11 protein-coding genes are annotated in these 12,430 nt (G+C 68.9%); 3 read left to right on the plus strand and 8 right to left on the minus strand.

Annotated features, from left to right (window positions below; genetic code table 11):
- Position 1: 1 nt before the first annotated feature.
- Positions 2–1,030: a rhodanese-like domain-containing protein gene (locus tag Q8Q88_RS00155; protein ID WP_305673175.1), complete on the minus strand. Its 1,029-nt coding sequence runs from the start codon at positions 1,028–1,030 to the stop codon at positions 2–4.
- Positions 1,031–1,079: 49 nt separating this feature from the next.
- Entirely contained in the window at positions 1,080–1,742 is a 663-nt protein-coding gene (locus Q8Q88_RS00160) for a peroxiredoxin (RefSeq protein WP_305673176.1), read from the minus strand.
- Positions 1,743–1,927: 185 nt separating this feature from the next.
- Here Q8Q88_RS00160 and Q8Q88_RS00165 point away from each other — a divergent pair, with 185 nt between their 5' ends.
- Both Q8Q88_RS00165 and Q8Q88_RS00170 read left to right on the plus strand, forming a co-directional pair.
- The gene (locus tag Q8Q88_RS00165; protein ID WP_305673177.1) at positions 1,928–2,323 is read left to right on the plus strand and encodes a hypothetical protein; all 396 of its coding nucleotides are present in this window, start codon (positions 1,928–1,930) and stop codon (positions 2,321–2,323) included.
- 159 nt (positions 2,324–2,482) lie between these two features.
- Positions 2,483–4,153, plus strand: coding sequence for a CocE/NonD family hydrolase (locus tag Q8Q88_RS00170; protein WP_305673178.1), 1,671 nt, complete (start codon positions 2,483–2,485; stop codon positions 4,151–4,153).
- Here Q8Q88_RS00170 and Q8Q88_RS00175 read toward each other — a convergent pair.
- A complete protein-coding gene (locus Q8Q88_RS00175; RefSeq protein WP_305673179.1) occupies positions 4,150–5,418 on the minus strand; it encodes a M20/M25/M40 family metallo-hydrolase in 1,269 nt (422 codons plus the stop codon). The two genes, Q8Q88_RS00170 and Q8Q88_RS00175, sit on opposite strands and share 4 nt — an antisense overlap.
- 57 nt (positions 5,419–5,475) lie before the next feature.
- Entirely contained in the window at positions 5,476–6,084 is a 609-nt protein-coding gene (locus Q8Q88_RS00180) for a sigma-70 family RNA polymerase sigma factor (RefSeq protein ID WP_305673180.1), read from the minus strand.
- Between the two features lie 140 nt (positions 6,085–6,224).
- On the opposite strand from Q8Q88_RS00180, the gene egtB reads away from it, so the two are divergent.
- Positions 6,225–8,447 (plus strand): ergothioneine biosynthesis protein EgtB, encoded by a 2,223-nt coding sequence (egtB, locus tag Q8Q88_RS00185; protein WP_305673181.1) that lies wholly within the window; start codon positions 6,225–6,227, stop codon positions 8,445–8,447.
- Here egtB and Q8Q88_RS00190 read toward each other — a convergent pair.
- The 4 genes from Q8Q88_RS00190 to Q8Q88_RS00205 form a co-directional block, all read right to left on the minus strand.
- Positions 8,444–8,662, minus strand: coding sequence for a general stress protein (locus tag Q8Q88_RS00190; RefSeq protein ID WP_056734746.1), 219 nt, complete (start codon positions 8,660–8,662; stop codon positions 8,444–8,446). The two genes, egtB and Q8Q88_RS00190, sit on opposite strands and share 4 nt — an antisense overlap.
- A gap of 122 nt (positions 8,663–8,784) precedes the next feature.
- Positions 8,785–10,035 (minus strand): ABC transporter permease, encoded by a 1,251-nt coding sequence (locus tag Q8Q88_RS00195; protein ID WP_305673182.1) that lies wholly within the window; start codon positions 10,033–10,035, stop codon positions 8,785–8,787.
- A 2-nt stretch (positions 10,036–10,037) separates the two neighbouring features.
- On the minus strand, positions 10,038–10,715 hold the full coding sequence (locus Q8Q88_RS00200) for an ABC transporter ATP-binding protein (protein ID WP_305673183.1): 678 nt from the start codon (positions 10,713–10,715) through the stop codon (positions 10,038–10,040).
- Positions 10,716–10,719: 4 nt separating this feature from the next.
- Positions 10,720–12,306 carry an efflux RND transporter periplasmic adaptor subunit gene (locus Q8Q88_RS00205; protein WP_305673184.1) on the minus strand — a complete coding sequence of 529 codons (1,587 nt, stop codon included), beginning with the start codon at positions 12,304–12,306 and terminating at the stop codon, positions 10,720–10,722.
- Positions 12,307–12,430 lie beyond the last annotated feature (124 nt).

Consider the following 12,430-nt stretch of genomic DNA (forward strand, 5'->3'; position numbering starts at 1 on the left):
GCTAGGTTTCGACCGGATAGCCGCCCTCTCGCCAGGCCGTCATGCCGCCGTCCAGGGCGACGGCGCGGGTGAAGCCCAGCGACTGCAGCGTCGCCGCCGCCAGGGTGGAGATCTTGCCCAACTCGCAATAGGTCAAGATGCGCACCGTCGGGTCGGGGAAGGTCTCGTTGATCCGCAGCTCCAGTTGACCTCTGGGAAGCCAGCGCGCGCCAGGAATGTGGCCCGCCTCGAAGGCGTCACGCTCGCGCACGTCCAGCACCACCAAGTCGTTCTCGCGCGCCTCGAGCCGCCGCGAGAGTTCGCTCAGTCCGACGAAGGGCACCGCGGCGGAGGCCTCGGCCAGCAGCTGCGCCACCGACTTCTTGCCGCTCATGTTCACCCGTAGGGCCTCGGTGAGGTGGGTGGGCGCCGAGAGGTTCAACTCGCGCATCATGGCGACGAACCCGGCGCGATCGCGCTTCTGCAGGCGCGGGTTTTCGGCGATCTCGCGACCGATCGTCGTTGCGTCGCGACCCTTGTACTCGTGGGCCGGATAGACGCCGAGCGCCGGGTCCAGCTTCAGGATCTTGTTGAACAGGCTGTCGTAGAGCGCTTCCGGGTCGCCTGTCGGCAGGTCGGTGCGCCCGGTTCCGCCGATCAGCAGGGTGTCGCCAGTGAAGATGCGATCCTCCGCCAGCAACGTCATGGAGTCGGCCGTGTGCCCGGGCGTGTGCATCGCCTGCAACCGCATCTGTCCGATCAGCAGCATGTCGCCGTCGTCCAGCCGTAGGTCGACAAAGGGCGCGGGGCTGTCGCGATGCATGACCACCTTGGCGGCGAGCGCGCCGGCGATTTCCCGCGCGCCCGAGAAGTGATCGGCATGGGTATGGGTGTCGATGACATAGTGGATCACCAGGCCGTCGCGCGCGGCGAGGCCGCGATAACGATCGATCTGGCTGATCTCCGGATCGATCAGGGTCGCGGCGCAGGTTTCGGCGCAGCCGATCAGATAGGACCGGCAGCCGCCGACCTGGATAGTCTCGAAGACCATGGCGCACCTCCCGAGAACCCGGAACGGTGCGTCCGGTCACGGGCGTCCGTCAAGCGCCGGGCTGCGGAACGACGCGGATATAGGGCTTCACCGCCGTCCAGCCGCCGGGGAAGCGCTCGCGCGCCTCGTCGTCGCTGACCGACGGCACGATGATCACGTCCTCGCCGCGCTTCCAGTTGGCGGGGGTGGCGACCTTGTGCTGGGCGGTGAGCTGGCAGGAATCCAGCAGCCGCAGCACCTCGTCGAAGTTGCGGCCCGAACTCATCGGATAGACCAGCATCGCCTTGATCAGCTTGTCGGGGCCGATGATGTAGACGCAACGCACGGTCTGATTGTTGGCCGCCGTCCGACCCTGGGCGGTGGTCCCGGCATCGGCCGGCAACATGTCGTAGAGCTTGGCCACGGCGAGATCGCGGTCGCCGATGATCGGATAATTAACGCTGTAGCCGGTGGCCTCGGCGATATCGCCGAGCCAGCGTTCGTGGTCGCTGACGGGATCGACCGACAGGCCGATGACCTTGCAGTTTCGTTTGTCGAATTCCGGCTTGAGCTTGGCCAGATAGCCAAGTTCGGTCGTGCAGACCGGCGTGAAGTCCTTCGGGTGCGAGAACAGGATGCACCAGGAGTCTCCGAGCCAGTCGTGGAAGCTGATCCGGCCTTCGGTGGTGTCGGCTTGGAAGTCCGGGGCGAGATCACTGATACGCAAGGACATGCGTGCCTCCCTCGTTTTGGAATGGCCGAATTTAGCATGATCGGCTTGCGGCTTCCACGTCGCTGGTCGCCGGCTGGCCGACGACATGGCGCCCATTACCTGAGGCGTAATCGACCCTGGGCGGTGCGATTGGCACTTTCGGCTCACGCCTGGGACGCCCCCGGGCCAAGCCAAGGGAGCCACCCATGACCGCCTCGTCCCAGTTCCTTCGCCGCGCCTTCGTCGCCGACGCGCTCGCCAGTGGCGCCACGGGCGTCCTGCTCGCCTTCGGCGGCGCCACGCTCGAGAGCCTCACCGGTCTGCAGGTCGCCCTGACCGAGCCGGCCGGCTACTTCCTGATCGCCTACGCCGCTTTCGTCGGCTTCCTGGGTGTACGGTCGACCTTGCCGGGGGCGGTGGTCTGGCTGGTGATCGTCGGCAACGCCATCTGGGCGATCGAGAGTCTGATGCTGCTGGCGCTAGGCTGGGCGCAACCGACGCCGCTCGGCTACGCCTTCGTGATCGGCCAGGCCCTGGCGGTGGCCGCCTTCGCCGAGCTCCAGTTCATGGGCCTGCGCCGCTCGCAACGGCTGGCCGTCTAGACCTCGACCTTCCTCCCCGGAACACTTCGCCCCGTCGGCCCGGCCGGCGGGGTTCTTTTCTGTCGCATGGCTGTGCTTAGATGCGCCCGCGGCCGCGCCGCGCATTTCGAAGCCAAAAGTCATTTCGCGCGGCGACCAACAGCCGCTGGGGAAACATCGATGTTCAAGTCCTTCGCCGCGGCCTCGGCGCTCGCTTTCGTGCTCGCCGTCGGCCCCGCCTACGCCCAGTCCGGCCCCTCGGCGATTCCCGGCGCGGTGGAGGAGTTCGCCGCCATGCGCGATGGCGTGAAGCTGGCGGCCAATGTGTTCAAGCCGGCGGGGAAGGGGCCCTGGCCGGTGATCGTCTCGCGCACGCCATATCTGAAGGACGGCCCCAAGGACCGCGAGAACGCCCCGGCGCAGCTGGCCGCCCAGGCCAAGCGCTACACCGACGCCGGCTACGTGTTCGTGGTCCAGGACACCCGCGGCAAGGGGCGCTCGGAGGGCGCCTATCTCGCGTTCGAGAACGACATCGAGGACGGCTACGACACCCTCGACTGGCTCGCCGGCCAGCCCTGGAGCAACGGCAAGGTCGGGATCACCGGCGGGTCGGCCCTGGGCATCACCGGCAACGCCGCGGCCATGGCGGCTCACCCGGCGTTGAAGGCGGCCTATGTGGTGGTCGCGCCGAGCGACCTGGGCGAGTACCGCGCGCCGGGCGGCGTCCCGAAGGAGAAGGACACCAGCGGCTGGCTGAAGGAGCAGGGCGTCGACGACAAGGTCATCGAGGCGAGCCGCGCCCGCATCGGCGACGACGTGTTCTGGAACCGCGGATCCATGAGCGCCAACCGCAAGTACATCCGTATCCCGATCTTCAATGTCGGCGGCTGGTACGACATCTTCCAAGAAGGGGCGACGGGCAACTTCGCCTGGCTGCAAAACCACGGCGCCAAGGGCGCGCGGGGCAATCAGAAGGTGTTGATGGGTCCCTTCGGCCACGGCGAGCTGTCGGGCGACCTGGCCTATCCGGGCTACGAGCAGGCGCTGAAGGCCGCCGGCGACCAGGAGTTCCGCTGGTTCGACCACTGGCTGAAGGGCGCGCCGAACGGCATCATGGACGAGCCGCCGGTCAGCTATTTCATGATGGCCTCGGCCCGGAAGGGCGCCCCATCGCCGAAGAACCGGATGATGACCTCGGCCAACTGGCCGCCGGCGCACCGGCAGGTCCGCTACTACCTCACCGCCGACAAGGGCCTGAGCACCGCGCCGCCGACCGTGGCCTCGAAGACCACCTATCGCTTCGATCCCGCCAAGCCGGTGGAGACCGTGGGCGGCGCCAACCTGACCTTCGACCGCGGGCCGATGGACCAGCGGGCGATCCCGGCGCGCCAGGACTATCTGCGCTTCCAGACCCCGGTGCTGGACAAGGACGTGGTGATCGCCGGACCCGTGAAGGTGGAGCTCAACGTCGCCACCGACGGTCCCGACACCGACTTCATGGCCAAGGTGGTCGATGTCTATCCCGACGGCTACGAGGCCATCGTGCTGGACGCCCCGGTCCGCGCCCGGTTCCGCAAGGGCCGCCTGCCCGACGACGTGGAGCCGATGACGCCGGACGCCGCGGAAGAGCTGGTCGTCGACCTGTGGGGCACGGCCATCACCTTCGAGAAGGGCCACCGCATCGCCCTGCACATCACCTCATCCAACAGCCCGCGCTTTGAGGTGAACCCCAATACCGGCGAGGCGCCGGGCGCACGCAAGCTGAAGCCCCGGGTGGCGGTCAACAGCGTCTATCACGACGCCGCCCACCCCTCGGCCCTGGTGCTGCCAGTGATCTATCCGGCGAATTAGTCCACGCCGGCGGTGGCCAGGATCGCGACTAGGCCGACGGTCATGCCGCGCACGCTTGGGCCCTTCTCCACGTCGATCCATTCGTCGGTGGAGTGGGCCCGGCCGCCGGTTCCGCCCGAGCCGATGGTGATGGCGGGCACGCCTCTGGCCATCGGCGCATTGGCGTCGGTGGACGAGGCCTCGAAGCTGGGCGTGTAGCCGAAGGCGGTGATGGCGGCGATCGTATTGGCCACGATGGGGGCGTCCTCGGGCGTGTTGCCGGCCGGGCGGTCGCCGATCGGCGTCAGCTCGGCGCTCACGGCGCCGACGCGGGTGGAACGGGCTGCGTTCTCCGCGGTGACGGCGGCTTCGATCACCGCCTTGAACTGGGCTTCCAGCCTGGCGAGCTCGGCGGCGTCGGCCGAGCGCATGTCGAACTCGACGAACACCTTGTCGGGGATGGCGTTGACCGAGGTCCCGCCGCCGGCGACCGAGGCCGAATAGGTGACCTTCGGCTCGACGGGCGGCTGGATCGCGTAGAGGTCGGCGATCGCCTTGCCCATGGCGGCCATCGGATTGACGATCCCGAAGGCGCCGTAGCTGTGCCCGCCCGGACCCTTGAAGGTGACCCGGTAGCGCTTCGAGCCGACGCCGACATGGGTGATGTGGGCCGGGTCGATGCCGTCGACCGAGAAGAAGGCCTTGGTCCTGTCCTTATACTTCCCCTTGCCGAAGAAATAGCGGACCCCGCGCAGGTCGCCCGCGCCTTCCTCGCCCACCGTTCCGACGAACAGGATGTCGCTGCGGGTCTTGATCTTGGCCGCGTCCAGGGCCCCGATCCAGGCCAGCAGCACGGCCAGGCTGCGGGAATCGTCGGCGACTCCGGGGGCGTAGAGCTTGGTCCCCTCGCGGCGGACCTTCACGTTCGTGCCTTCCGGGAAGACGGTGTCCAGGTGGGCGGAGACCACCACGACCGGCCCGGCCTTGGTCCCCTTGCGCAGGCCCATGACATTGCCCTCGGGATCGATCTCCACGTCCTTCAGGCCGTGGGCCTCCAGCATGGCGCGAAAGGCCTTGGCCCGCTCGGCCTCCTTGAAGGGCGGGGCGGGGATCTCGGTCAGGGTGACGATGTCGGCGACCGTGCGATCATGCTCGGCGTCCAGGGTCGCCGCCGCCGTCTTAAAGGCCGCGCTGCCCACGATCCTCGCCACGTCGTCCTTGGGGGCGGCGAGGGCGGGGCCGGCCACCAGGACGGCGAGGACGGCGGAGAGGCAGGTGCGGCGCATGGGACATCCGGTCGGGGCTGCGAGTCGGCGGCATACTAGCGGCCGGATGCGGCCCGGCTAGGCGCGGTTGGCGCTGGCCGTATGTTCAAGGGCCATGACGTCGGTGGCGTCCTCGGCGTCCATGATCTTCAGCAGCCGGGCGCGGGCCCGGTTGACCCGGCTCTTGATGGTGCCCAGCGCGCAGCCGCAGATCTCGGCGGCCTCCTCGTAGGAGAGGCCCGCGGCGCCGACCAGCACCAGGGCCTCGCGGTGTTCGGGGGGCAGCTGGGCCAAGGCGTCCTGCAGGGCATGCATGGCCACGCTCCAGTCCTGGGTCGGCGGGCTGCGCAGGGCGCCGGCATATTCCCCCGTCTCGTCGCGCACCTCGCGGCGGCGGCGGATCACCTGGGTGTAGTAGGTATTGCGCAGGATTGTGAACAGCCAGGCCCGCAGGTTGGTGCCGGGCTCGAACTTGTCGCGGTTGGTCCAGGCCTTGATCAGGGTGTCCTGAACCAGGTCGTCGGCGTCGGAGCCGTTGTGGCTCAGTGACCAGGCGAACGCCCGCAGCGCCGGGATCATGCCGACGACGTCATTACGCCAGTCGCTCTCTCCGCTCATGATGTCCTCGACACGCCCCGGGCCATCGAGCGCGGCCAGGGGCCGACCTCTCGTGGCAGGTGAACGCATCCGGACTCCATGTGTTCCGCGTGTTCCGCCTTGCGGATGGTCGGTGAATACCCACGTTACCGGAACTCCCCGGGGGTGGCGGCGTTTGGCGACTCGGTTCGCCGAAGACATCCCTTCAACGCGGTGACAGGAGCAGTCCCATGGCGCCATCTGACGAGACTGCCGCCGCGCCGGCCTTGCACAGGGCCGCCCAGGCGGAGGCCGCCGCGCGCTACCTGCGCGTGCGTGAGGCCAGCCTGGCCATGACCGCGCATCTGTCGGCCGAAGACCAGCTCGCCCAGTCGATGCCCGACGCCAGCCCGACCAAGTGGCACCTGGCCCACACAACCTGGTTCTTCGAGACCTTCCTGCTGATCCCGAGGCTGGCCGACTACCGGCCGTTCAATCGCAGCTTCGCCTATCTGTTCAACTCGTATTACGAGGCTCTCGGCCCCCGCCAGCCGCGGCCGGAGCGCGGACTGCTGACCCGCCCGTCGCTGGACGAGGTCAAGGCCTATCGCGCCCATGTGGACGACGGCATGATCCGGCTGCTGCGCCGCGACGCTTGCGCGGTCGCCGATCTGCTGGATCTGGGCCTGGCCCATGAGGAACAGCATCAGGAGCTGATCCTGATGGACATCCTGCACCTGTTCTCCCAGTCGCCGCTGAAGCCTGCCTACGCCCCGGCGCCGGCCCTGCCGGTGGGCGCTGATCCCGGTCCCGCGCGGCCCGTGGACTTCGCCGGGGGCCTGGTGGAGATCGGCCATTCGGGCGCGGACTTCGCCTTCGACAACGAGGGGCCGCGTCACAAGGTCTATCTGCAGCCCTATCGCATGGCCGACCGGCTGGTGACGAACAGCGAGTGGCTGGCCTTCATGGCCGACGGCGGTTACGCGCGCCCCGAACTCTGGCTCTCGGAAGGCTGGGCTACGGTGCAGGCCGAAGGTTGGAATGCGCCGCTCTACTGGCAAGAGGCGCCATCGGGTTGGCGAGCCATGACCCTGCAGGGTCTGCGCGCCATCGCCCCGCACGCCCCGGTGACCCACATCAGCTTCTACGAGGCTGACGCCTATGCCACCTGGGCCGGGGCGCGCCTGCCGACCGAGGCCGAGTGGGAGCACGCCGCCCGCGACATCCCGATGCGCGGCAACTTTCTCGGCAGCGGTCAGTTCGGCCCCGCCGCGACCCCAGCCGGGGCGTCGGGCCTGCGCCAGATGTTCGGCGACACCTGGGAATGGACCCGTAGCGCCTATGGCCCCTATCCCGGATTCCATCCGGCCGATGGGGCGGTGGGCGAGTACAACGGCAAGTTCATGATCGGCCAGATGGTGCTGCGCGGTGGCTGCTGCGTGACGCCGCAGGGCCACACGCGGGCCAGCTATCGCAACTTCTTCCAGCCGCAGCAGCGCTGGATGTTCTCGGGCCTGCGCCTGGCCTGGGACGCCATGGTCCGGGTCGAGGACGACGGCAGCGCCTTCGCCGCTGACGTGCGCCGCGGTCTGTCCCAGCGTCGCAAGGAGTTGCCGGCCAAGTACTTCTACGACGCCGAGGGCTCGGCCCTGTTCGAGGCGATCACCGACCTGCCGGAATACTATCCGACCCGCACCGAGGTCGCCCTGTTACGCGCGACGGCGCCGGACATGGCCTCCCACATTCCGGCTGGCGCGGCCCTGGTGGAGTTCGGCAGCGGCGCCAGCACCAAGACCCGCATCCTGCTCGACGCGGCGCCGCGGACCGGGGTCTATGTCCCCATCGACATCAGCCGCTCGGCGCTCGACGCCGCCGCTGAAGCCATCGGCCGCGACTATCCGGGCCTTGAGGTGGCGCCTCTGGTGGACGACTTCACCACGGCGCTGGACCTGCCGGGCGAGGTGGGGGACCGACCCCGAGTCGGCTTCTTCCCGGGCTCGACCATCGGCAACTTCCGGCCCCAGGAGGTGGTGGCCTTCCTGACCGCGGCCAGGCATCTGCTGGGCGAGGGCGCCGGCTTCCTGGTGGGGATAGACCTGGTCAAGGACGCCGGGACCCTGGTGGCGGCCTATGACGACGCCCAGGGCGTCACGGCCGCCTTCAACCTGAATCTTCTGGCGCGGATCAATCGGGAGCTGGAGGGGGATTTCGATCTCTCGGCCTTCGAGCACCGGGCGGTGTGGAACGCGGAGGAAAGCCGGATGGAGATGCATCTGGTGAGCCTGCGCGATCAGGGCGTCCGCGCGGCGGGGGCCACGTTCCGCTTCAAGAGCGGCGAGACGATCCATACGGAAAACTCCTACAAGTTCACCGTGGACGGCTTCGCGAAGCTGGCGGAACAGGCGGGGTGGAAGCTGGAGCGGCGCTGGGAAAGCCCCGCTCCGAGCTTCGCGGTGGTCCTACTGAGAGCCTAGCTCTCCAGGCGTTCGCCGCGGGTGCGTCCGCCCCCACGGGACGATTCCCCGCCCTTGCGACCCGCCGAAGCCGCGAGGTCGCGGTCCTTGGCGAAACTACGTTTCTCACCCGGGACGCTGGCGCCGCCCTTGCGGGCGATCTCGCGTCGGCGTTCGGGATTCATGGCTGCGAACCCTCGGCGGGATTTCGGCTTGGCGTTCGGATCAAGGTCCATGAGCGACTCCTCTAATGCGTCGACCGTTGGGGGATGCGGCGACGCCGCGACTTCCGTTACGGTCAAGCAAACTCGCCAGATGCGGCTGAGGTTGCGAGGAAAGTGCAGTCGGCGCCTGCGACCTATTCGCGCCTTAGCGCCTCGATGGGGTCGAGCCGCGCTGCGCGCCAGGACGGATAGGCCCCGAACACCAGGCCCACGAGGCTGGAAAACCCTAGCGCAATAGGGCCTGCCCACGGTGGAATCGCCACAGGCCAGGCGCCCAGCTTGGCGACGGCGACGGCCCCAAGCACACCGATCAGCAGGCCGATCAGGCCGCCGGCCAACGAAAGCGTGATCGCCTCGAGGGCAAATTGAATCAGAACCTGGGAGCGTTTCGCCCCCACCGCCATGCGCAGGCCGATCTCCCGGGTGCGCTCGGTGACGGCCACCAGCATGATGTTCATGATGCCGACCCCGCCCACCACCAGCGACACCGCGGCCACCGCGGCCAGCAGGATGGTGAAGGTGGCGACGGCCGCCTGGGAGGCCTGGAGGATCGAGGCCATGTTCTGGGTCTGGAAATCGTCATCGTCTCCGGCGCGGATGCGATGCTGCTCGCGCAGCAGGTTGACGACGTCTTCCTGCACCCGGTCCAGGCTGTCGGCGTCGACGGCCTTCACATAGATGGTCTGGACGGTGTCGCCGCGGGCGCGGCGGCCGACGATGCGCGAGCGCACCGCTTCGAGCGGACCCAGCAGGACATCGTCCTGGTCCTGGCCGAAGCTCGACTGACCCTTGGATTCCAGCACCCCGATCACCTCGAAGGGCACGCTGCGCACCCGCACCCGGCGGCCGACGGGGTCGAGATCGCCCCACAGCTCGCGCGCCACGGTCTGGCCGATCACCACGACCTTGCGGCCCTGGCGCGACTCCCGCTCGTCGAACATGCGGCCCGAGGCGATGGCGAGGTCGCGGGCGACCAGGTAGTCCGGGGTCACCCCCTCGATACGGCTGTTCCAGTTGGCGCCGTCGGCGGTGAGCTGGGCCTGGCCGCGCACCACGGGGGCGATGGCGGCGACGTTCTCGACCTGTTTGGCGATGGCTTCGGCGTCGGCGTCCTTCAGAGACTGACCTGAACCCGCGGCGCCCATCACGAAGCCGCCTCCGCCGCCCCCGGCGCCGCCTCGGGAGGCGCCAGGCGAGACGATGATCAGGTTGGAGCCGAGCCCGGCGATTGTCGAGGTCACCCGCTGCTGCGCGCCCAGGCCGATGGAGGTCATCATCACCACGGCGGCCACCCCGATCACCACGCCCAGCGAGGTTAGGGCGGAGCGCATCGGGTGAGCGATGATGGCTCCCGTGGCGAAACGCAGAAGCTCGATGGAGCGCATGGTCAGACCCCCCGCTCGTCGGAGACCACCAGACCGTCGCGGAAAGAGATGCGGCGATCGGTGGAGGCCGCCACGTCGTGGTCATGCGTGACCAGGATCAGGGTCAGGCCTTCCCTGTTGAGCTGCTTGAACAGGGCCAGCACCTCCTGGCCGGTCTGGGTGTCCAGCGCCCCGGTGGGCTCGTCGGCAAGCAGCAGGTCGGGCGAATTGGCCAGCGAGCGGGCGATGGCCACCCGCTGCTGCTGGCCGCCGGAGAGCTGGGTTGGTTTGTGACCCATGCGCGGACCCAGGCCGACGCGCTCCAGCATCTCGGCGGCCCGGTCTCGGCGCTCGCGCGGGGCCAGGCCCGCATAGATCATCGGCAGTTCGACGTTCTGCAAGGCGGTCAGCCGCGGCAGGAGCTGGAAGGACTGGAACACGAAACCGATCCGCCGGCGGCGGAACTCGGCCAGCTCGTCGTCGCTGAACGCCCCCACGTCCTCGCCCTCGAAACGGTAGACGCCCGTGGAAGGACGGTCGAGGCCGCCCAGGATGTTCATCAGCGACGACTTGCCCGAGCCCGACGGCCCGATCACCGCCACGTTCTCTCCGCGCCCGATGGAGAGAGTGACGCCGGCCAGGGCCGCGACTTCCTCCTCGCCCATCACGTAGAGCTTCCGGAGATCGGAGATCTCGATCACGGCGTCACATCCGCACCCGCACGCCGCCGCCGCCGCCCGTCGGGCCGCCCATGGGGGAGGGCGCCTTGATCTTGGCCTTCGGTCCGCCGCCAGTGATCACCTGGTCGCCGGCCTTGAGCGCGCCGCGGATCTCGGTGAACGAGCCGTCGGTGGCGCCCACCCGCACCGGGATCGGAACCGGCTTGTCGTCGCGCAGCACATAGACCACCCCGCCGGTGAAGCCCGAGCGGTCGCCGCGGCCGCCCTGGCCGATGGTGGCGCGCAGGGCCGCGAGCTTGGTCTTCTGGCCGGCCTTCAGAGAGGGTTCCAGCTTGGCCAGGGCTTCGGTCATGTTCTTGCGCATGGCCTCGCGCATCGCGCCGCGGTCGCCGCCGGCCGAGGCGAAGGCCGCCGCCGACTTCTGGCGCAGCTCGGCCTGGATGGCATCCCATTTCTTCTGCTGGTCGGCGTCGAGGTCGAGCTGGGCGATGATCCGCTGGCCGCCCATGCCGCCGCCCTGGCGTCCGCCGCCGCCCTGCTGGCGCTGGCCGCCGCCGCCGCCGCCGGGGCCGCCCATGCCAGGCGGGCCAAAGCCCGGCGCGCGCACGGTCTGGCCGTTCTCGCTGGCCGGGGTCCAGCGCAGGGCCGCGACCGGGACCTTCATGACATTTGGCTTCTGCTGGATGACGATGTCGGCGTTGGCGGTCATGCCGGGCAGCAGGTTGCCGCGCGGATTGTTGGCCTCGGCCATGACGATATAGGCGACCACGTTTTGCTCGGTGACCGGTTGCTTGCGGACCTGGGTGACGATCCCGGTGAAGTTCTCGTCCGGGAAGGCGTCGACGGTGAACTTCACCGACTGGCCCTCCTGCACCTGGCCGATGTCGGCCTCGTCGACGGAGATCTTCACCTCCACCTTCGACAGGTCCTGGGCGATGCGGAACAGGATCGGGGCCTGCAGGCTGGCGGCCACGGTCTGGCCGGGCTCGATCTGGCGGTCGACGATCACCCCGTCGATCGGGGCGACGATAGTGGTGCGGCCCAGGTCCACACGCTGGCTGCGCAGGGCCGCCTGGCTCTGGGCGATGCGGGCGCGGGCGCTGTCCACGCCGGCCTGGGCCTGGCGGAAGGCGGCCTGGGAAACGTCCAGGGTCGAAGGCGCATAGATGCCCTGGCTCACCAGCGTCTTTTTGCGATCGTAGTCGGCCTGGGCCGAGGCCAGCCCTGCCTGGGCCTGGCGCAGGGCGGCCTGGCCGGCCACCACGTCGGCCTGACCTTGCTGGACCCGGCTCTCATAGGTCTGGGGATCGAGCACGGCCAGCACCTGGCCCCGCTTCACCTCATCGTTGAAGTCGACCATCACCTGGGTGATCTGGCCCGAGATCTGCGACCCCACGTCCACCGTCACCAGGGCCTCCAGCGTTCCGGAGGCCGAGACCGATTTCGTGATCGATCCGGTCTCCACCGCCGCCGTCCGGTAGGGATCCTTCGGCGCCTTGGGCTTCATCACCTGCCAGCCGACCAGCCCCGCGGCCAACAGGGCGACGACGGCGAGCGCGATCCGGGCGACGCGGGGCAGGCGCTTGGCCGAACGGATGGGAGAGGGGCTCATGCGACGGGGGATCTCCGAAATTCGCCCAATGGTTTAGCCTGCTCTACCTGAACCGCAGCCAACCGTCAGATACGGCGCCGCGCAGGCTTGCCGTCTCAAGAACAAACCGGCGTTACGTGGCAAT

Source organism: Phenylobacterium sp., from assembly GCF_030697925.1.
In the GTDB taxonomy this organism is placed as follows: Bacteria; Pseudomonadota; Alphaproteobacteria; order Caulobacterales; family Caulobacteraceae; genus Phenylobacterium.

Excerpts from the sequence above, each read along its gene's own strand:
- Q8Q88_RS00160 (WP_305673176.1), bottom strand. The coding sequence starts at position 1,742 with ATGTCCTTGCGTATCAGTGATCTCGCCCCGGACTTCCAAGCCGACACC.
- Q8Q88_RS00180 (WP_305673180.1), bottom strand. The coding sequence starts at position 6,084 with ATGCGTTCACCTGCCACGAGAGGTCGGCCCCTGGCCGCGCTCGATGGC.
- egtB (WP_305673181.1), top strand. The coding sequence starts at position 6,225 with ATGGCGCCATCTGACGAGACTGCCGCCGCGCCGGCCTTGCACAGGGCC.
- Q8Q88_RS00195 (WP_305673182.1), bottom strand. The coding sequence starts at position 10,035 with ATGCGCTCCATCGAGCTTCTGCGTTTCGCCACGGGAGCCATCATCGCT.
- Q8Q88_RS00155 (WP_305673175.1), bottom strand. The coding sequence starts at position 1,030 with ATGGTCTTCGAGACTATCCAGGTCGGCGGCTGCCGGTCCTATCTGATC.
- Q8Q88_RS00205 (WP_305673184.1), bottom strand. The coding sequence starts at position 12,306 with ATGAGCCCCTCTCCCATCCGTTCGGCCAAGCGCCTGCCCCGCGTCGCC.
- Q8Q88_RS00190 (WP_056734746.1), bottom strand. The coding sequence starts at position 8,662 with ATGGACCTTGATCCGAACGCCAAGCCGAAATCCCGCCGAGGGTTCGCA.
- Q8Q88_RS00175 (WP_305673179.1), bottom strand. The coding sequence starts at position 5,418 with ATGCGCCGCACCTGCCTCTCCGCCGTCCTCGCCGTCCTGGTGGCCGGC.
- Q8Q88_RS00165 (WP_305673177.1), top strand. The coding sequence starts at position 1,928 with ATGACCGCCTCGTCCCAGTTCCTTCGCCGCGCCTTCGTCGCCGACGCG.
- Q8Q88_RS00170 (WP_305673178.1), top strand. The coding sequence starts at position 2,483 with ATGTTCAAGTCCTTCGCCGCGGCCTCGGCGCTCGCTTTCGTGCTCGCC.